Consider the following 17,838-nt stretch of genomic DNA (forward strand, 5'->3'; position numbering starts at 1 on the left):
TCCTGAGCCAGGATCAAACTCTCCATCAAAGGCCACACCCACCACCACAACAGCGATGGTGGAAACCTTCACGATGGGGAATCCAACCCCCACGCACACAACCCCCGACACCAACCGGCGCCAGAGACCGCATGCGCATCAAACCATTTGACGAGGACACAACCCCCACAAAGAGGGTCGCCTCACACGCACTGGCTTTTAACGCACTGTTGAGTTCTCAAGAAACGGACACCCACCGCCCGGACCCTCGCGAGCCCTTTCTCGGGGCGACCTCTTTTAGGTTATCAGATCCGCTCGGCCTGTCAATTCGCCGGCTTTTCTGACGACCTTTTCAAAGTGCACCGAGGTGCACTCTTCCAGGTTACCGGAAGAACTCGGGTCGAAAGACCCGACCCTTCCGATCCCACCACCGATCGCCGGGCATGGCGAAACCAACCCGATGATCGCTGGTGGTTCTCCCCGGGGCCGGCCGCCTTCCGGCGTCCCGCGCTCCCCTCGGGGCGAAGAGAACGTTATGCCCCTGGGGGCACGACGTCAAACCGACGCGCACGTCCGCGCGTCACCGGTCCGTGCCGCTCGGTTGTCAACTCCCCAGGCCTGGTCTTCTTTCCCGGTCTCCACCAGGGCAAACACCTCAGTCCATGATTCTTGAGGTCGCTGCTCGACCGCGGCGACGCCGGGGATCAGCGCTGGGCGAGGGAACCTCCGACGAACACGACGCCCTCGGCCACGACCCACATCAGCGCCGCGAGCGTCAGCATCGCCTCCAGCCGCGCGGCGTTCCGCCGGGCTCCCGGCAGCGTCCACGCCGCCACCGCCACGACGGCCGCGGGCACTGCCAGGGCGAGGGAGGCGAGCACCGCCGTCTCGAACCCCTCCAGGCACTCCGACGCTCGGTGACCCCCCTCACCGCAGAACGCCTGCTCTCCCCACCCCGCCAGTGCGGTGCAGGCCCAAAAGACGGCAAGAGCGAGATTCGCCACAGTGGGCACCGCGGGTGAGACCCGTAGCCCGCCGGCCCCACTCTGCATGACCTCCACATCTTTGACGTACCCGCGCATCCCCCATGACAAAAACTCGACCTTTCGCGGTTTTCCCATGCGTAAGCCCCTGCTCATCCCCATCCAGGCGCCGTGAAGCGGATCGGCGAGGAGTGCTGCGGACACCCGGCGGTCCGCATACGCGGGCGAACGCGGAGATGGGGGGCGTCGCCGCCGGGCGGCGACGTGATCTGGGCACGGTCTGCATGCGCGCGGTCGGATGAGCCCGTCGGGCGGACCCGCACGGGCGGGCACGGCATGTGCGCGGCAGGGTGCAGGCGAAGGCGATGCCGCGAGGCTCGACCCGCACGTCGCTCGGCCGTCATCAACCTCACGCGTCGTTCGTCTCGTTCATCGGCGGGGGCCGGCGCACGTCCGGGTCCGGGCATCCGGTCCCGCACGACGGCCTCGCCCATCCCGTCCATCGGCAGGGGACCGGTGCACGGCCCGCACGGGCCGAGCCGGCCGCCGTGATGACATCGGTGCCGCTGGAGGACGCTCCAGCCCGCCCGGAGAGCGGGCGACGGATCGACCGGCGGGGTGGCCGCCGGGGGGGATCGGCCGGGGCGACCGATCGCCGGCGCCCGGTCACGGCGCTTGCCGGATCCTGCTCCCCGCTCTCGGCGGCCCGCTCGCATCGCGCCCTGAGGCCGGGGAGGAGCGGTGGGGCCATGGCGTTCTCGAGGCCGGGAGGTCCGCTTCGTCCGCCTGCCGAGGCCTCCTCCGGCAGGCGGCCTTCCTTCGGCGGCTCGTTCGAGCCGGCTCGGGGGCGTCCTGCGGAACATGCGGATCGCGCCCAGGGGGCCGGCCGTGTTCCCGGGCGGGCCTCGGCTTGTCCGTGCCCCGGGCCTGTCCCCGGTCTCCGGGCCTGTCTCCGGGCCGGGTTCGTCTTCGACCCGTGCCGAGCGCCCGAGTCTCCGCCCGTGTCGTGAGCGCCCACGGCGTCGATCGCCGTGTGCGGTCTCGATCATGGCGTGGACGTTCTGCGGTCTCGCCCTCGCCGTGGCCCGGGTCGCTCGTCGTCTCCCGGAGAGTGAGGGGTGAGACGACGGACGCCGCCGACCGGCACGTCGGCGGCGTTCTGGGATGCGGCCGGCGGGAACGGGTTCAGAGGATGTCCTTGGACTCATAGAGCGTGAGGTCCAAGACCACGGGGAGCACGACGATCAGCGCCCGGAAGGTGTCGCTGAGGCGGTTGGTGAGGCGTTCCACCGTGTAACGGTCGGCGTTGGTGAGCAGTTCGGCGCGCAGGCCCGCCCATCGCTTGTTGACCTGGGCGACATGGCGGGATTCGGTGTCGGTCACGGCGAAACGCTTCAGGGCCAGGTCGCCGGTGACTTCGCCGATCTTGGTGCCTTCGGCGTCTTTGAGGACGTGGTGGCGAGTGGTGCGGACGGCGTCGATGGTGCCGATGATCTCGCCTTCGAACGGGTCGGTCTCTTCGGAGGAGTCATCGCCCGGTCGGCGCACGACGGTGCGGCGGTTGGAGGCGTGCTTCTCGATGACCAGGAGCGGGGTCTCGTCGGCGTCGGTGAGCAGAAGGACCTGGTCCCCTGCCAGGACATTGCCGGGAAGGGCCGCGCGCAGGGCCACGCGACGGGGTCGCTCGTTGACGTCGGCAGCCGTTGCGACGAGGGTGCCTCGCTCGTCGAAGAAGTCGTATCGCGTGCGGGTGGCGACCACTTTGCGGGGCTGTTCCACCCGCAGGATGGGGAGGGTGAAAAGTTCCGTCACATCGGCAGTATGGCCAATCGGAGACGCTCAGGTCCCCCTCCGGTAAGGGCGGAGGGGGAATGCGACCGGGAAACCGGGCGGAAAAGGAGAAGGGCGGCCCCGGTGCCCCGGGACCGCCCTGTGGTCTCGTACCGCGGTGGTACGGGCGTTGGACTCGGATCAGAAGTCCATGTCGCCGCCGCCCGGCGTGGCGGGNAGGAGATCGTCTCTCGTACTCGGTCGCCCGATACATCTGCGTCGAGCCGACCGACCCCACCCTGACCACAAGGGCGCAGCGGACTGCTCCCTTGAAGATCGCGGTGGATTCCCCGGGGCCGGCCGCCTCTCGGCGTCCCGCTCCCCTCGGGGCACGTAGAACATTAGATCGCCCCTGCGGCAACGTCAAATCGGCGACCAGGTGCACGAACGCCCAGCTCAGCACGCATATTCCTGTCCTGCACGCCCCGATCGCCGCACCACGTGATCAATCCGTGACCAGGCCGTGCACCCCACACGGAAGGTCCGCCGCCGGCCGACGCCGTACTCATGGGACCTTCGCGAAGCAACGCTCCTGCAGCCGAACCCTTCTTCCGCAGGCGACTGCCCGCGGCCCGCTGGGCGCTCATGATGAGCAGAACACGAACTCGTCTCTCACCTGGGACGACCCGTCGATCTTCATGGACCGCCCCGCACCCGCCCGTACGCGTGGTCGAGGAAACCGCTCCTCCGCGGCTCCTCACGACCTGCTCGCGGTTCGACGGTTGCAGGCCTCGCTCCCACGGTCATGACCCTGCCGACCTGCAAGGGCTTCGAGTCCCCCAAAGAGAGCCACTCGTCGAGCCCTCAACCGGCGACCAGGCCGATCATGGGTCGTGTCCCTCACGGCCGGGGCTTCGAGGGCGCTCTCCGGACACCGATGCGAGCCCGGTCCGCAGAGGGGCCATGAGAGGAGGAACACTCGGCACAGCGGGAGGTCCCCCTCCGCACCGGGCGCTCAACGGCGAGCGGTTCGACGCGCCCCGATGATGACCGCTCTCAGCGACCGCTGCGCATCGCCGCCGCATGCACCGATCGTGGTGCACGGGGTCCCGCTCACGCCGTCCGGATCGCCGCCCCGGAAGGCGTTCTCACACCGAAAGCCCGCATCGACGGCAGAGGACATGCGCGAGCGATGTCGTCGGCATGTCCGGCGGCGAGGCCGCCTCGGCCCGCCCGCACACGAACGATCACCCCATCGGCGGCATGCGCCCGTGGAAAGCCTCATGACGCGCGGCTCGTCCCCCTCCGGCGTCTCGGCGGCCCGCCGGACCTCATCACCGCTCTCACGCACCGGCGATGCGGCGCCGGCGGGCGGACGCGCGACGGCAGGCGTTGCGGCAAGGTGCTTCGGCGCGCACCTCGTGCGAACGAACGGTGCGGCCGCCTTGTCACGAGCCGTTCAGGCGAGCCGTCCGGGCATCGTCCCGTAGGCCCTCCGGCGGTGGCCCGGCGGGGGCGGGGCGCGGTGGACGTCCGGGCGACGGCGCGGATGTCCGTCGCGCCCCGCGGATCAGGAGCGCTTCACCTCGACCATGCCGATGTTGCGCTTGCCTCGGCGAAGGACCAGGAAGCGGCCGTGCAGAAGGTCGTCGGCGGTCGGGGTCGCGTCCTCGGAGAGGACCTTGGCGTTGTTGAGGTAGGCTCCGCCCTGGGCGATGGTGCGCCGGGCCTCGGATTTGCTCTTGCACAGGCCCGAGGCGGCGAGGAGGTCGGCGACGGACGGGAGGTCGCCGGGCGGGATCTCCGCGCGCGGCACCTCTGCGAGCGCCGCGGCGAGGGTGCGTTCGTCGAGCTCCTCCAGGGCGCCCTGGCCGAACAGGGCGCGGGAGGCGGCGATGACCTTGGCGCACTCGTCGGCGCCGTGGACGAGGGTGGTGACCTCCTCGGCCAGGGCGCGTTGGGCGATGCGGGCCGCGGGACGCTCGGCGGACTCCTTGACCAGGTGTTCGATCTCCTCGCGCGGACGGAAGCTGAACACCTTCAGGAGCTTCTCCACGTCCCGGTCATCGGCGTTGATCCAGAACTGGTAGAACGCGTACGGCGAGGTCAGCTCGGGGTCGAGCCAGTAGGTCTCGCCGCCGGCGGTCTTGCCGAACTTGGTCCCGTCGGCCTTGGTGAGCAGCGGAGTGGTCAGGGCGTGCGCGGTGCCGCCCTCGGCCCGGCGGATCAGGTCGACGCCGGCGGTGAGGTTGCCCCACTGGTCGCTGCCGCCGGTCTGCAGCCGGCAGCCGTACCGGCGGTACAGCTCCAGGAAGTCCATCGCCTGCAGCAGCACGTAGCTGAACTCGGTGTAGCTCATGCCCGTGCTCTCCAGGCGGGTCTTCACGGTCTCGCGGGCGAGCATCCGGTTGACCGGGAAGTGCTTGCCGATGTCGCGCAGGAACTCGATCGCGGTCATCGGGCCGGTCCAGTCCAGGTTGCTCACCAGGAGCGCGCCGGTCGGGCCCTCGTCGAAGTCGAGGAACCGGGCGACCTGCCCGCGGATCCGTTCCACCCAGCCGGCGACGACCTCCGGGGAGTTGAGGGTGCGCTCGGCGCTCTTTCCGCTGGGGTCGCCGATCAGCCCGGTGGCGCCGCCGACCAGGCCGATCGGACGGTGTCCGGCCAGCTGGAAGCGGCGCAGGGTGAGGATCTGGATGAGGTTGCCCAGGTGCAGGCTGGGCGCGGTGGGGTCGAATCCGCAATAGAGGGTGACCGGCCCCGCGGCGAGCAGCGCCCGCAGTTCGTCCAGGTCGGTGGACTGCGCGATCAGGTCGCGCCACGCGAGATCCTCAAGGACGTCGGTCACGGTCTCCCTCGTCTTCCGCCATTGCTCTTCTGGGCTTTCGGGTGCGCCCACCAGGGTGCCCGATGGTCGCCGCCCACGGTAACGATATTCACCGCCCGCCGGTGAAGTAGCGGGCGGGGACGTACACCTCGTGTCCTGAGGTGAAGCGGACGCGGACTCCGGCCTGTTCCCAGGTCGCGTCCCGCAGTTCGGGGGCCTCCCCGGTGAAGTCCACTTTCACCGTGTGTCCGTAGGACGCCTTCGGGTCCCGCCCGGTGTAGAGCAGGTACTCCCGATGCCGGCCGAGGATCCAGCTCCGGTGCTGGACGATCACCGCGTAGTGGCGGGAGTCGTCGGGGTAGCGCACGGTCGCGGGCTGCTGGAGCGTGCGGCCGAGCGTCCGGGCCCGGTGCAGGCCGCCGTCCGCCGCCGTCCGCCGCCGTCAGACAGCCCGCGGCGAGCGCACCGGCGAGCGTCCTGGCGATGGCGCCGCCTTCCATGAGGCCGGGTCTCCTGTCCTTCGATCGTCCTCCGATGTCCTGCGCGGCCTCGGCGCTCGGCTGCGGCGTCGGCTCACGTCCCGCCGTCTCCGCCCGGTCCGCACGGGACGTTCCTCTCCTGTCTCCTCCTGCGACGGCGGGGAGGAGAGGGAGGTTTCAATCCGTGCGGGCGCTCCTGCGACGGCGCGGGACGTGCATGCGGTACTGCGAGACGCTCGGTTCCCCGTCGATCCAAAAGCGCCAGGGGACCTCCTTGGCCGCGCTCACCCCGACGCGCGGGCCCGTCCGCACCCGGGCGGGGTCCACCGCGTCGCCGGCCAGGATGCGCAGCGGAGAGTCCGGATCGCAGGCGTCCAGGCCGTTGTGGGCGCGGTCGATGGCCAGGGCCTGGCACAGGCGGGCGGGACCCCGGGCGAGGTCGCGGACGGTGGAGCGCGGGCGGCGCGCCCGGGCCAGTTCCAGGCCGTCGACGATCTCGCCGGCGCGCAGCAGCACGGCCGAGGCGGTGCCGTCGGGGCCGCAGACCAGGTTCATGCAGAAGTGCATGCCGTAGGTGAAGTAGACGTAGGCGTGCCCCGGCGGTCCCCACATGACGGCGTTGCGGGCGGTGCGCCCCCGGTAGGAGTGCGACGCGGGGTCCTTCGGACCGGCGTACGCCTCGACCTCGGTGAGGCGCACGGCGACCTCGCCCTCCGCGGTGCGGTGGGCGAGGACCTGCCCGAGCAGGGCGGGGGCGACTTCCTCCACGGGACGGTCGAAGAAGTCCCGGTCGAGCAGATCGCTCACGGCCGCCGTCCCGGCACGGTTCACTCCTCCGAGCCGGAGGCCCAGGCGGCGTGCTCGTCGACCAGGGCGCGCAGGTTCTCCAGCTGTTCGCGGACCCGTTCGGGGCTGGTGCCGCCGTAGGCCTTGCGGGAGGCCAGGGCGCCCTGCACGTTGAGCACCTCGCGGACGTCCGGGGTCAGGTGCGGGGAGACCTTGGCCAGCTCCTCGTCGGTCAGGTCGTCGAAGTCCTTGTCGTTCACCTGGCACCACACCACCAGGTGCCCGACGACCTCGTGGGCCTCGCGGAACGGGACGCCGCGCCGGACCAGCAGCTCGGCCAGGTCGGTGGCCAGCGCGAAGCCCTCGGGGGCGGTGGCCTCCAGGCGTTCGGTGTTGACCCGCATGGTGGCGATCAGGCCGGACATGGCGGGCAGCACCAGCAGAAGGGTGTCGACGGCGTCGAAGACGCCCTCCTTGTCCTCCTGCAGGTCCCGGTTGTAGGTCAGCGGCAGGCCCTTGAGGGTGGTCAGCAGGCCGACCAGATGGCCGATGAGACGGCCGGCCTTGCCGCGGGCCAGCTCGGCGACGTCGGGGTTCTTCTTCTGCGGCATGATGGACGACCCGGTGGCGTAGGCGTCGTCCATCTCGATCCAGCGGAACTCCTGCGAGGCCCACAGGACGATCTCCTCGCCCAGCCGCGACAGGTGCACGCCGATCATGGCCGCCACGAACAGGAACTCGGCGGCGAAGTCGCGGTCGGCGACGGCGTCCATCGAGTTGGGGGCGGCGGCGTCGAAGCCCAGCTCGTCGGCGACCGCCTGCGGGTCGAGCGGCAGCGAGGAGCCGGCCAGCGCCCCCGACCCCAGGGGGGAGACGGCGGCGCGGCGGTCCCAGTCGCGCAGCCGGTCGATGTCCCGCGCGAGGGGGTGCACGTGCGCCAGCAGCTGATGGGAGAACAGCACCGGCTGGGCGTGCTGCAAGTGGGTCATGCCGGGGGCGGCCACGCCCATGTTGTGCTCGGCCTGAGCGATCAGCGCGGTCTCCAGCTCCACCAGCCGGGAGACGATCTGCCGGGCGTGGTCGCGCAGGTACAGCCGAAGGTCGGTGGCGATCTGGTCGTTGCGGCTGCGGCCGGCGCGCAGCTTGCCGCCCAGGGCGCCGAGCCGCTCCAGCAGGCCGCGCTCCAGGGCGGTGTGCACGTCCTCGTCGGCCACCGTGGGACGGAACTCCCCAGAGCGGCATGCCTCTTCCAGGTCGTCCAGCGCGGCCAGCATGCGGGTCAGCTCGTCGTCGGTGAGCAGGCCCGCACGATGCAGCACGCGGGCGTGGGCGCGCGAGCCCATCAGGTCGTACGGGGCCAGGCGCCAGTCGAACTGCACGCTCACCGACAGCCGGGCGAGCGCGTCCGATGGACCGCCCGCGAATCGGCCGCCCCACAACCTCGTCGGTGCCTTACTCACTCTTCTCCTCGGTCGCGGCTCCGCCGCTCCGGCGGGCGGGCCGTCATGGTCGTCCGCGGCCGGTTCGCGATCGCGCAGAGGGGCGATCGCGAACCGGACTCGCGTGACCGCGCGGCCCGCCCGCGGGTGGCCTTCAATGGACTTGGGTCATGCGAAGCCTACCGGGCGGAAAGGTCCGTCTCCGCCCGAGCAGGCGGGTGGGCTCGGGCCGGGGACCGCCGGGGCGCGGTCCCTAGCCTCGTCGTTCGGTCAGTCGGAGCAGCGCGTCGGCCAGCTCCTGCCCGCCGTCGGGGTCGCGGGCGATGACCAGGATCGAGTCGTCCCCCGCCACGGTGCCCAGGACGGAGGGCCACTGCGCGTGGTCGATGGCGGAGGCCAGGTACTGGGCGGCGCCCGCGGGGGTGCGCACGATGACCAGGTTGGCGGAGGCCTCGGCGGAGACCAGCAGCTCCTGAGCGAGCCGGGCGAGCCGGCCGTGGAAGGTCTCCGCCGACCCGGTGGGGGTGCGCGGGATGCGTTCGCCGCCCTCGCCGGGAACGGCGTAGATCAGGCTGCCGTCGTCGGCGCGGAGCTTGACCGCGCCGATCTCCACCAGGTCGCGCGACAGGGTGGCCTGGGTGACCTCCAGCCCCTCCTCGGCCAGCAGCCGGGCCAGTTCGGCCTGGGAGTGGACCGGGTGGCGGTTGAGGATCTCGATGACGCGGGCGTGTCGCGCCGCCTTGGTCATGGGAGTGCTCATGAGAAGCCATCCTGCTGTTCCAACAGCCAGACCAGCAGGGCCTTCTGAGCGTGCAGCCGGTTCTCCGCCTCGTCCCAGACGACGCTGTGCGGGCCGTCCAGGACGGCGGCGGAGATCTCCTTGCCGCGGTAGGCGGGCAGGCAGTGCAGCACCGCCACGTCGGGGGCGGCCAGGGCGACCTTGTCCTCGTCGAGGGCGTACGGGGCGAAGACCGTCAGGTCCTTGGGGTCCTGTCCCATCGACACCCAGGTGTCGGTGGCCAGCACGTCGGCGTTCTCGGCGGCGGCCTTGGCGTCGGTGGTGACGGTGATCGAGCCGCCGGTGGCCTCGGCGATCCGGGTGGCGTCGGCGACGACGGCCGGGTCGGGGTGCCATCCCTCGGGGGCGCCGATCCGCACGTGCATGCCCGCGGTGGCCCCGCCGAGCAGATAGGAGTGGGCCATGTTGTTGGCGCCGTCGCCGAGGTAGGCGAGGGTGACTCCGGCCAGCCCGCCCTTGACCTCGCGGACGGTCTGCAGGTCGGCCAGGATCTGGCAGGGGTGGAACCGGTCGGTGAGGGCGTTGACCACCGGTACCGAGGAGGCGGCGGCCATCTCCTCGATGCGCTCCTGGGCCGAGGTCCGCCAGACGATGGCGGCGACCTGGCGCTCGAGGACCCGGGCGGTGTCGGAGATGGTCTCGCCGCGGCCGAGCTGGCTGGTGCCGGCGTCCATGATCAGGGCGTGTCCGCCGAGTTCGGCGATGCCGACGGCGAAGGAGATCCGGGTCCGGGTGGAGGGCTTGTCGAACAGCACCGCCACGGTCCGCGGCCCTTCCAGGGGGCGACGGGCGAACCGGTCCCGCTTGACCTCGGCGGCCAGGTCGAGGATCCGGGCCTGTTCGGCGGGGGTGAGGTCATCGTCGCGCAGGAAGTGGCGCGTCATCGATCAGCCCTTCTTCACGGAGACGGCGTCGAGGATCGAGGGGAAGGCCTCGACCAGGGCGGCGGCCTGGTCGGGGGCGATGATCAGCGGCGGGGCCAGTCGGATCACGTTCGGCTGGACGGCGTTGACCAGGAAGCCCGCGTCACGGGCGGCGGCCTCCACCTCGGCGGCGCGGTCGGCGGTGAGCACGACGCCCAGCCACAGGCCGCGTCCTCGCACGCCCTTCAGCAGCGGATGGTCGACGGCCGACAGGCCGTCGAAGAGCAGCGCGCCGACTCGGGCGGCGTTGTCGAGCAGGCCTTCCTTGTCGATGGTGGTCAGCACGGCGAGGGCGGCGGCGCAGGAGATCGGGTTGCCGCCGAAGGTGCTGCCGTGGTCGCCCTTGGCGAACAGCTCCCCGCAGGGGCCGAAGCCGATGCAGGCGCCGATCGGCAGTCCGCCGCCCAGGCCCTTGGCCAGGGTGAGGATGTCAGGCCGCACGCCCTCGTGCTGGTGGGCGAACCAGGTGCCGGTGCGGCCGATCCCGGACTGGATCTCGTCCATGACGAACAGGGCGCCGGTGTCGGTGCAGACCTGCCGGGCCGTCGTCAGGTAGCCCTCCGGCGGGGGGACGACGCCGCCCTCGCCCAGGGCGGGTTCCAGGAAGACCGCCGCGCACTCCTCGGTCACGGCCCGGCGGAGGGCGTCGGCGTCCCCGTACGGGACGAACCGCACATCGAGGGCGAACGGTCCGAACGGCTCACGGATGGAGCGCTTGCCGGTCAGCGACAGCGCGCCCATCGACCGGCCGTGGAAGCCGTTCTCGGCGGCGACGAAGTAGGACCGGCCGTTCGCCTTGCCGTATTTGACGGCGAGTTTGAGGGCGCACTCGTTGGCCTCGGTGCCGCTGTTGGTGAGGAACACCCGGCCCTCGCCGCCGAGCAGCCGCCGCAGCCGCTCGGCGAGCAGCACCTCCGGCTCGTTGACGACGAGGTTGGAGGTGTGGGCGATGGCGCGGACCTGTTCGGTGACGGCGGTGACGAGGGCCTCGTGGGCGTGGCCGAGCGAGCTGACCGCGATGCCGGCGATGAAGTCCAGGTACTCCCTGCCGTCGGCGTCGCGGACCGTGCAGCCCTTGCCGGACACCAGCGCCACCGGCGGCGTCCCGTAGTTGGGCATGAACGCCGCCGTGTACCGGGCGAGCAGGTCTTCCGAGCTCACGGTGCGCCTCCTCGGCTCGGCACGACCATGGTGCCGATGCCCTCGTCGGTGAACACTTCCAGCAGCAGCGAGTGCGGCACCCGCCCGTCGAGCACGTGCGCCTGGGGGACTCCTCCGCGCACGGCCTGCAGGCACGCCTCCATCTTGGGGACCATCCCCGACGACAGCGTCGGCAGCAGCTCCGCCAGTTCGTCGGTGGTCAGCTCGGCGATGACCTCCTCGCTGTCGGGCCAGTCGGCGTACAGGCCCTCCACATCGGTGAGGACGATCAGCTTGGCGGCGTCGAGCGCGACCGCCAGCGCGGCGGCGGCGGTGTCGGCGTTGACGTTGTAGATCTCGCCGTCGTCGCCGCGCGCCACGGACGAGACCACCGGGATGCGGCCGTCGTCCAGCAGGCTGCGCACGGCGCCGACCTGGACCTCGACGATCTCGCCGACCTGACCGATGTCGACCGGTTCGCCGTCGACGACGGCGTGCTTGCGCTCGGCGGTGAACAGGTTGGCGTCCTCGCCGCTCATCCCGACCGCGAACGGGCCGTGCCGGTTGATCAGGCCCACCACGTCCCGGTTGACCTGGCCGACCAGCACCATCCGGACGACCTCCATGGCCTCGGGGGTGGTGACCCGCAGCCCGGCGGTGAAGCGCGACTCGATGCCGTGCTTCTCCAGGGCGGCGTTGATCTGCGGGCCGCCGCCGTGCACGATCACCGGTCTGAGCCCGGCGTAGCGCAGGAACACGACGTCCTCGGCGAAGGAGCGCCGCAGCGACTCCTCGGTCATCGCGTGCCCGCCGTACTTGATGACGACGGTCTCACCGTGGAAGCGCTCCAGCCAGGGCAGCGCCTCGATCAGCGTGGCGGCCTTGGCGAGCACGTGGCTGCGCGGGGCGCTCATGTCGAGTACGCCGAGTTCTCGTGGACGTACTCGGCCGTCAGGTCGGTCGTCCAGACGGTCGCCGACTCCGAGCCCGCCGCCAGGTCCACCGTGATCGTCACGTCGCGGGGGCGCAGGTCCACCTTCTCGCGGTCGTCGCCGACCGCACCGCCCCGGCACACCCACACGCCGTTGATCGCCACGTTCACCCGGTCGGGCTCGAACACCGCGTCGGTGGCGCCGACCGCGCTCAGCACCCGGCCCCAGTTGGGGTCCTCGCCGTGGATGGCGCACTTGAGCAGGTTGTTGCGGGCGACGGCGCGGCCAACCGTGACCGCGTCCGAGACGCTGGCGGCGCCGACGACCTCGATGGCGATGGCCTTGGTGGCGCCCTCGGCGTCGACCAGCAGCTGCCGGGTCAGGTCGGCGCAGACCTCGGTGAGCAGCGCGGTGAACTCCGCCTCGTCCGGGGCGACCCCGGCGGCGCCGGACGCCAGGAGCAGCACGGTGTCGTTGGTGGAGATACAGCCGTCGGTGTCGAGCCGGTCGAAGGTGACCTCGACGGCCGACCGCAGCGCCCGGTCCAGGGTCTGGGCGTCCAGGTCGGCGTCGGTGGTCAGCACGCACAGCATGGTGGCCAGCGAGGGGGCCAGCATGCCGGCGCCCTTGGCCATCCCGCCGATGGTGTAGCCGGCCTCCTGGGCGCGCCGGAAGGAGATCTTGGCGACGGTGTCGGTGGTGCGGATGGCGTCGGCGGCGGCCAGCCCGCCGTCGCGGGACAGCTCGGCGGCGGCGACGTCGATCGCCGGGAGCAGTTTGTCCATCGGCAGCCGCTCGCCGATCAGGCCGGTGGAGCAGACGGCGATCTCGGCGGCCGAGTCCTCGAGCACCTCGGCGGCCCGCTCGGCGGTGGCGTGGGTGTCCTGGAACCCGGGCGCCCCGGTGCAGGCGTTGGCGCCGCCGGAGTTCAGCACCACCGCGCGCACTCGGCCGCCGCGCAGGACCTGCTGCGACCACAGCACGGGGGCGGCCTTCACCCGGTTGCGGGTGAAGACCCCGGCGGCGGCGCGGGACGGGCCGTCGTTGACGACCAGGGCCAGGTCGCGATCCCCGCCGTTCTTGAGTCCGGCGGCGACGCCGGCGGCGCGGAATCCCAGAGGGGCGGTTACGCTCACGGGGACACTCCGATCGTGGTGAGTCCGAGCTCTTCGGGCAGGCCGAGGGCGATGTTGGCGCTCTGCACGGCGCCTCCCGCGGTGCCCTTGGTGAGGTTGTCGATGGCGGCGACGGCGATCAGACGGCCGGCGCGTTCGTCGAGGGCCACCTGGACGAGCGCGGTGTTGGCGCCGAGCGTCATCGCGGTGGCCGGCCACTGCCCCTCCGGCAGCAGCGACACGAACGTCTCGCCGTCGTAGGCCTCGCCGTAGGCTCGGCGGATCGCGGCGCGGTCGACGCCGGGCCTGACCTTGGCGGTGCAGGTGGCGAGGATGCCGCGGCTCATCGGGGCCAGCGTCGGGGTGAACGACACGGTGACCGGCTCCCCGGCCACGGCGCTGAGGTTCTGCCTCATCTCGGGGATGTGGCGGTGCACGCCGCCGACCCCGTACGGCGACATGGACCCCATCACCTCGCTGCCGAGCAGGTGCGGTTTGAGGCTCCTGCCGGCCCCGGAGGTCCCGGAGGCCGCGACCACCACCACGTCCGGCTCGACCAGCCCGGCCCCGAACGCCGGGAACATCGCCAGCGTGACGGCCGTCGGGTAGCAGCCGGGCACCGCGATCCGCCGGGCGCCGCGCAGCGCCTCCCGCTGGCCCGGCAGCTCCGGCAGCCCGTACGGCCAGGTGCCCGCGTGCGGGGAGCCGTAGAACTCCTCCCACTCCCCGGCGTCCTTGAGCCGGAAGTCCGCGCCGCAGTCGACGACCAGCACGTCGTCTCCGAGCCGTTCGGCCAGCGCCGCGGACTGTCCGTGCGGCAGCGCCAGGAAGACCACGTCGTGCCCGGCCAGCGTCTCCGCGCTGGTCTCCGCCAGGACCCGCGCGGCCAGCGGTCGCAGGTGCGGCTGCAGGGTCCCCAGTTCGGCCCCGGCGTTGGCGCCCGCCGTCAGCGCACCGATCTCGAACTCGGGATGGCCGGCCAGGATGCGCAGCAACTCGCCGCCCGCGTATCCGCTGGCTCCGGCCACCGCCGCCGTGATGCCCATCCCGACCGACCCTCCCCGGAAGACTCTTCAGCAAGAGTATGCATAGGAGTGGATGATTATTCAAGACCGGGTGAGAGATATCTCAGCCTGTGGCCGATTTGCCCAGCTCATCTCCGTATATCCATCCAACCCAGCGCTGCACCTGGACCGTGATCGCCGGTCCCTGGGGAGGGCGCTCGCGGTACTGGGGATACCGCTCCGCCAGCAGGTCCGCCGTCCGCCGCAGCTCACGGGGGTCGTCGGTGACGCGGGCCCGCCCGTCGGCGCGCACCCACCACAACCGGCTCCAGTCGTCCTCGTAGTGGTCGGCCAGCACGCTCACCCAGGGGTTGCCGACGATGTTGCGCAACCGTTTGAGGTGCCGCGTCCGTTTGGGCTTGTGGTCGACCGCCATGCGGATCAGGTCGCCGTCCAGGGCGAACGTCGTCACCACCAGGTGCGGCCGACCGCGCTCGTCCACGGTCGCCAGCCGCACCACCGGTGCGGCGGCCAGCCTGCGTCGCGCCTCCCCGGCCTCGAGCCCTGGCATGCCGCTCCTCGCATCCGCCTCCGGTTCCGGCATACCCGTGCACGGCCGAAACATGGTGGAGCCCGAGGGTCTGCCCTACCCCCGGGCCCCGGCGTGCCGCCCAATTGCGCGCACCGATGTTCTGCGGACGCGGATCAGTTTCAGACCGCCCGCCTTACCTTTAGGCCACCGCGCCGCGAGAGGCGCGGACCGGAGTCGAACCGGCATGGACGACGGCGTCCGTCCGCGTCGACGCATCGGCGCTCGGCGACGAATGTTGAATCTGGAGCGATAGCCTGAATCTGGCGGCGCCGCCCCTCCGGCAGAACTCCTGCCGATCAGGGACGCGCGGACGCCGGGGGTAGATCCGGCCTCCGCCTCTCACACGCCTTTCATCAGCCTGAGCCTCAGTTTCAACTTGCGCTCCATGCGCCCCCTCCGCGCAAAGGCGGAGGGCGTCTTGATTCTATCCCTTCCCGCCGGGCTTTTCAGCCTCGCCGCAATCCTGCGGGTCCTGCGACGGATTCACTGGAACAGATAGTCGAAAATGACCTGACCCACGCGCTGGTCGGCGACCTCGGTGCCGTTGGCCTCCTCACGGGCGAACTTGACGGCGTCCTGCAGCTTCTCCAGACGGTCGAGCAGTTCGTTGACCCGCTTGGCGGGCAGCGCGCCGGAGAACTTCACGGTGGTCCAGTAGCCCACCGGCACGTCCTCGTAGTAGACCTCGACCTGAGCGGGGTGATGCTCGGTGGCCTCGGCCTTGACGTGGTTGCGCGGCACCTTCTTGGTCTTGACCGTGCGGACCGGCTCGGTGCGCCACACGTCGGTGGAGGCGTCATAGGTCCACGACTCGGCGGCATCCAGCACCGGCAACTGCCGGACGAAAGCCTGCAACTCCTTCAACTGCTTTTCCAGGAAAAGCAGATAGGTGACCGGGACGTCGCGCAGCAGCGGGCGGCCCTCCACGACGACGTCGGCCTTGGCGACGCAATTGGTCCAATCCTTGGTGGCGGTGACGTCGAACAGGCGGGTCAGCGTGGCGGCGACCTGACGCAGCACCTCCTCGGCCTTCACCTGGACCCGGGTGGACTCGGGCGGGAGCTGCTCGCCGTCCTCGTCCTTGGGCTGATAGGTGCGCGAGATGCCGGACAGCGCCGGCAGCTTCTGCAGCGTCTGATTCGCCTGGGCGAGCTCTTGGACGGCCTTGCTCTTGACGCCCTTCTCGACGGCGATGATCTGGTTGAGCTTCGCCATGGTCGGTCCCCCTGTTCCTTCCGTCGGTGACCAACCTAGCAGCACAAGATCGACTTCTCATGACATTTACCGACCGGTCAGGGCCGAGGGCCTTCCGGTTCCTCCAGCAGCCCGCGGACGGGATCCATGCGCAGCCACCGGGTGATGCCCAGCTCCTCCAAGAACGGCAGGTCGTGACTGACCACGAGGAGCGCCCCCTGATAGGCCTCCAGCGCCTGGACGAGCTGTCGGACGCTGGCCAGGTCCAGGTTGTTGGTGGGCTCGTCCAACAGCAGCAGTTGCGGAGCCGGATCGGCCAGCAGCAGCGCGGCCAGCACGGCGCGGAACCGCTCGCCGCCCGACAGCCCTCCGGCGAGCCGATCGGCGCGCTCCCCGCGGAACAGGAAGCGGGCCAGTCCGGCGCGGACCTCGTTGGGCGAGGCGTCGGGGGCGAAGGCGCGGACGTTGTCGACGAGGCTGCGGGAGTCGTCCAGGACGTCCAGCCGCTGCGGCAGATGACGCACGCCCTCGACGCCGACCCTCACCTCGACCCCGGGCAGGGGGCGCTCGCCCGTCACGGCGCGCAGCAGGGTGGTCTTGCCGGAACCGTTGGGGCCGGTCAGGGCGATCCGTTCCGGACCGCGCACGATCAGCTCCCGCAGCGGCCGGGCCCTGTCGGCGGGCTCCTCCTGCCCCCCGCCGCCCGAGGGGGCGGGGTCGGCCGCCCCGCCGGGCGGGGTCAGCCCGGTGACGACGAGCACGGTCCGGCCCGCCGGCACGCGGGTGCGGGGCAGCTCGATGCGGATCTCCTCGTCGTCACGGACCGCCTCCTCGGCCTCGGCCAGGCGCTCGCGGGCCCGGCGCAGGCGTTCCTCGTGCAGGAGGCGGTACTTGCCCGCCGACTCCTGGGCGGCCCGTCTCCGGGCGCCCAGCACGATCTTGGGCTCGCTTCCGCGCTCGGCCTGCATCCTGCCGTGGCGGGCCCGGCGGGCCAGTTTGAGCCGGGCCTCCATCAGATCACGGCGCTGGCGGCGCACCTCGGACTCGGCGGCGCGCACGGCACGTTCCGCGGCCTCCTGCTCAACGGCCAGCGCCTTCCGGTAGGCGGAGAAGTTGCCGCCGAAGGTCCGCAGTCGGCCGTCGTACAGGTCGGCGATCTCATCGACCCCCTCCAGCAACGCCCGGTCATGGCTGACGACGATCAGCACGCCGGGCCAGGAGCCGATGGCCTCCTGCAGCCGCCGCCGGGCGTCCAGGTCCAGGTTGTTGGTGGGCTCGTCCAGCAGCAGCACGTCAGGGCGGCGCAGGAACAGGGCGGCCAGCCCGACCATCATGGCCTCCCCGCCCGACAGCGTGGCCACGGTGCGGTCCAGGTCCACCCCTCCCAGGCCGAGCCGGTCCAGCTCGGCGCGGGCGCGTTCCTCGACGTCCCAGTCGTCGCCGACGACGGCGAAGTTCTCCTCGGTGGCCTCGCCGCGCTCGATGGCGTGCAGGGCGGCCCGGATCTCGGTGACGCCCAGCAGGTCGGAGACGGTGCGGGCGGTGCCCAGCGGAAGGTGCTGCGGCAGATGTCCGACGGTGCCCGAGACCGTGATCGTGCCCGACTGCGGGCGCAGCTCCCCGGCGATCAGCCGCAGCAGCGTGGTCTTGCCGGAGCCGTTGAGGCCCACCAACCCGGTGCGGCAGGCGCCGAACGCGCCGTCCAGGTCGGTCAGCACGGGGGTGCCGTCAGGCCAGGCGAAGGTGACGCCGGAGAAGACGACGGCGTGCGTCATGGAGCGGTCCTCCTCATCACGTGCCGGAACGGGTTCACATCGCACGTGGAGACACCGCGGACAGCGCGTAAGACGCAGATGAGAAGACGGACGGGTGAGAA

The 17,838-nt window shown here is 71.4% G+C and carries 15 protein-coding genes; all 15 read right to left on the minus strand.

Translation table 11 applies throughout. From position 1 onward, the window contains the following. Positions 1-683: 683 nt before the first annotated feature. The 15 genes from EIO00_RS18935 to EIO00_RS19005 all read right to left on the minus strand — a co-directional run bounded on the left by EIO00_RS18935 (position 684) and on the right by EIO00_RS19005 (position 17,737). Positions 684-983: a hypothetical protein gene (locus tag EIO00_RS18935; protein WP_140180842.1), complete on the minus strand. Its 300-nt coding sequence runs from the start codon at positions 981-983 to the stop codon at positions 684-686. A 1,164-nt stretch (positions 984-2,147) separates the two neighbouring features. Then, the gene (locus tag EIO00_RS18940; protein WP_206664191.1) at positions 2,148-2,774 is read right to left on the minus strand and encodes a phospholipid scramblase-related protein; all 627 of its coding nucleotides are present in this window, start codon (positions 2,772-2,774) and stop codon (positions 2,148-2,150) included. Positions 2,775-4,302: 1,528 nt separating this feature from the next. Continuing rightward, positions 4,303-5,580: a tyrosine--tRNA ligase gene (tyrS, locus tag EIO00_RS18945; RefSeq protein WP_140180846.1), complete on the minus strand. Its 1,278-nt coding sequence runs from the start codon at positions 5,578-5,580 to the stop codon at positions 4,303-4,305. A gap of 88 nt (positions 5,581-5,668) precedes the next feature. Continuing rightward, a complete protein-coding gene (locus EIO00_RS18950; RefSeq protein WP_140180849.1) occupies positions 5,669-5,926 on the minus strand; it encodes a hypothetical protein in 258 nt (85 codons plus the stop codon). A 289-nt stretch (positions 5,927-6,215) separates the two neighbouring features. Then, positions 6,216-6,845, minus strand: a complete 630-nt coding sequence (locus tag EIO00_RS18955) for a DNA-3-methyladenine glycosylase (protein ID WP_140180851.1) — start codon at positions 6,843-6,845, stop codon at positions 6,216-6,218. Positions 6,846-6,865: 20 nt separating this feature from the next. Then, positions 6,866-8,284 (minus strand): argininosuccinate lyase, encoded by a 1,419-nt coding sequence (argH, locus tag EIO00_RS18960; RefSeq protein WP_140180853.1) that lies wholly within the window; start codon positions 8,282-8,284, stop codon positions 6,866-6,868. Between the two features lie 232 nt (positions 8,285-8,516). Then, on the minus strand, positions 8,517-9,023 hold the full coding sequence (locus tag EIO00_RS18965) for an arginine repressor (RefSeq protein ID WP_140180855.1): 507 nt from the start codon (positions 9,021-9,023) through the stop codon (positions 8,517-8,519). After that, the gene (argF, locus tag EIO00_RS18970; RefSeq protein ID WP_140180857.1) at positions 9,020-9,946 is read right to left on the minus strand and encodes an ornithine carbamoyltransferase; all 927 of its coding nucleotides are present in this window, start codon (positions 9,944-9,946) and stop codon (positions 9,020-9,022) included. The genes EIO00_RS18965 and argF overlap by 4 nt, the downstream gene beginning before the upstream one ends. A 3-nt stretch (positions 9,947-9,949) precedes the next feature. Continuing rightward, entirely contained in the window at positions 9,950-11,146 is a 1,197-nt protein-coding gene (locus EIO00_RS18975; RefSeq protein WP_140180860.1) for an acetylornithine transaminase, read from the minus strand. Further along, positions 11,143-12,039 carry an acetylglutamate kinase gene (gene argB, locus EIO00_RS18980; RefSeq protein ID WP_140180862.1) on the minus strand — a complete coding sequence of 299 codons (897 nt, stop codon included), beginning with the start codon at positions 12,037-12,039 and terminating at the stop codon, positions 11,143-11,145. Before argB ends, EIO00_RS18975 begins: the two co-directional genes overlap by 4 nt. Then, the gene (gene argJ, locus EIO00_RS18985) at positions 12,036-13,193 is read right to left on the minus strand and encodes a bifunctional glutamate N-acetyltransferase/amino-acid acetyltransferase ArgJ (protein ID WP_140180864.1); all 1,158 of its coding nucleotides are present in this window, start codon (positions 13,191-13,193) and stop codon (positions 12,036-12,038) included. Before argJ ends, argB begins: the two co-directional genes overlap by 4 nt. Continuing rightward, positions 13,190-14,218: an N-acetyl-gamma-glutamyl-phosphate reductase gene (gene argC, locus EIO00_RS18990; RefSeq protein ID WP_140180866.1), complete on the minus strand. Its 1,029-nt coding sequence runs from the start codon at positions 14,216-14,218 to the stop codon at positions 13,190-13,192. The genes argJ and argC overlap by 4 nt, the downstream gene beginning before the upstream one ends. An 82-nt stretch (positions 14,219-14,300) precedes the next feature. Further along, complete coding sequence (locus EIO00_RS18995; protein ID WP_140180868.1) at positions 14,301-14,747, minus strand: TIGR03668 family PPOX class F420-dependent oxidoreductase; 447 nt, start codon at positions 14,745-14,747, stop codon at positions 14,301-14,303. A gap of 504 nt (positions 14,748-15,251) precedes the next feature. Further along, positions 15,252-15,983 (minus strand): DUF7873 family protein, encoded by a 732-nt coding sequence (locus EIO00_RS19000; protein ID WP_140180870.1) that lies wholly within the window; start codon positions 15,981-15,983, stop codon positions 15,252-15,254. A gap of 77 nt (positions 15,984-16,060) precedes the next feature. After that, positions 16,061-17,737: an ABC-F family ATP-binding cassette domain-containing protein gene (locus tag EIO00_RS19005; RefSeq protein ID WP_140180872.1), complete on the minus strand. Its 1,677-nt coding sequence runs from the start codon at positions 17,735-17,737 to the stop codon at positions 16,061-16,063. Between the last annotated feature and the right edge of the window lie 101 nt (positions 17,738-17,838).

The organism is Thermomonospora catenispora, assembly GCF_006363815.1.
Lineage (GTDB): Bacteria > Actinomycetota > Actinomycetes > Streptosporangiales > Streptosporangiaceae > Thermomonospora > Thermomonospora catenispora.